This is a genomic window from Dietzia sp. SLG310A2-38A2 (assembly GCF_014145095.1).
Lineage (GTDB): Bacteria > Actinomycetota > Actinomycetes > Mycobacteriales > Mycobacteriaceae > Dietzia.
Map to the genome: position 1 here is coordinate 1 of NZ_JAALDX010000200.1, position 1,819 is coordinate 1,819.

Genomic DNA, 1,819 nt, shown 5'->3' on the forward strand with positions numbered 1-1,819 from the left:
GCCCAGCGGCGCGGACCTGCGGGTGACCTCGGTCGGCGTGGATCTCGGCGGCGTGACGTTCGCCGTGGAGGTCGGCACGGACACCGACCGGTACGACACGGTGCTCGCCGCGGGCGCGATCCTGTTCCTGTCCTTCGTGCCCGTGGCCGGGCTGGCGACCGCGGTGTTCGTGCACTACGCGATGGGCAGCGTACTGCGGCCGGTGGAATCGATCCGCTCGCGGGTCGCCGAGATCTCCGCCTCGGGGCGCGGCGAGCGGGTCCCGGTGCCCGAGGCGGAGGACGAGATCGCGCGCCTGGCCCGCACCATGAACGCGATGCTCGCCCGCCTGGACGCCGCGAGGACCGCCCAGGTGGCCTTTGTCGGCGACGCCTCGCACGAATTGCGCAGCCCCCTGTCCACGCTGTCGACCCTGCTGGAGCTGTCCTCGACCTCCGGCACCCCGGTCGACGTGGAGACCGTGGACGACCTCCTGCTCCCCGAGGTCCAACGCATGCGGTCGATGGTCGAGGACCTGCTCATGCTGGCCAAGAACGACGAGCGAGGCGTCCCCCTGCGTCGCGAGGACGTGGACCTCGACGACATCGTCCTCTCCGAGGTCGGACGGCTTCGCGGACTGGGCGGACTCGAGGTCACGGGCGCGGTGGAGCCCGCGCGACTGATCGGCGACCCCGATGCCCTGCTGCGGGTCGTTCGTAACCTCGTCGACAACGCGCGGCGGCACGCGCGCGAGGCCGTGACCATCGGGCTCACCGTTGATCGCACGACCCCGGCGGGACCGCGCGCCGTGATCACCGTCGACGACGACGGCGACGGGGTGCCACCGGAACAGCGCGACACGGTGTTCGACCGCTTCGCCCGGCTCGACGCCGACCGCGCCCGGGGCACCGGGGGGTCCGGCCTGGGGCTGGCGATCGTCGCCGAGATCACCCGCTCCCACGGGGGAACGGTCCGTGTCGAGGACTCCCCCGCAGGTGGAGCGCGGTTCGTCGTGGAACTGCCGGTCGAGACCATCGGGGAGCTCCCCGACCAGCCGTGACCGATCCGGGCGGCCACCACCGCGGCGCCGCGCCACCGGCCGGACCGCGAGCGGATAGGCTCGGCTGTCGTGTGGGCCCGCCTGAACCGCCTCTTCGACGCCGAGGACGCATGGACCCGACCGTTGCCGGAGAACTACCTCCGGGCCGACGCGGTCCTCGCCCTGGCCATGTTCGCCTGCTCGGCGGTGGGTCTGGAGATCCTGCGGAGCATGAGCGTGTTGGGCGGGGAGAGCGCCCCGCTCTGGGCCCAGTACGCGGCGATGGTGAGCGCGGCGGCCCTGCTCGCCATCCGCCGCCGCCTCCCGCTCCTGACCGGTCTCGGCGCGACCGCGCATCTGCTGATCATCGGCAGTGTCATGCCGCTGGTGATGGGACAGGTCTCCCAGCAGGTGCTGTATTTCATCGCCGTCTACTCCGCGGTGGCGTGGGCCCGCGACCGCAGGGCGCTGGTCGCTGTGGCGGTGGGGATCGCCGCCGCCCTCGCGTTGTGGATGATCTGGTACCTCGCGCTGGGATCGGGGATGCAGCAGATCCTCGACACCCTCGATGACACCGACCGCTCGTCGGGGCTCGTCCCTCCCGTGCCCGCCTACCTCGTCTACACCGCCCTCATCAACATCGTCTACTTCGGCGGCGCCGCCGCACTCGGCATCGCCTCGTGGCGGGGTGCACGTCGCCGCCACGCCCTCGCCGAGCAGGCCGACACCATCGAGCACCAGGCCGAGGCCCTGCGCGACCGCGCCGTCGTCGAGGAGCGACTGCGCATCGCCCGGGAGTTG

At 72.4% G+C, this 1,819-nt stretch carries 1 protein-coding gene and 1 pseudogene; both read left to right on the plus strand.

The genetic code is table 11. The features are described from left to right. Positions 1 to 1,039 (plus strand): HAMP domain-containing sensor histidine kinase (locus G6027_RS07665; protein WP_182636654.1); only part of this gene is annotated, 1,039 nt, incomplete at its 5' end. Positions 1,040 to 1,108: 69 nt separating this feature from the next. Then, positions 1,109 to 1,819, plus strand: a pseudogene (locus tag G6027_RS07670) (histidine kinase); the annotation flags it as partial.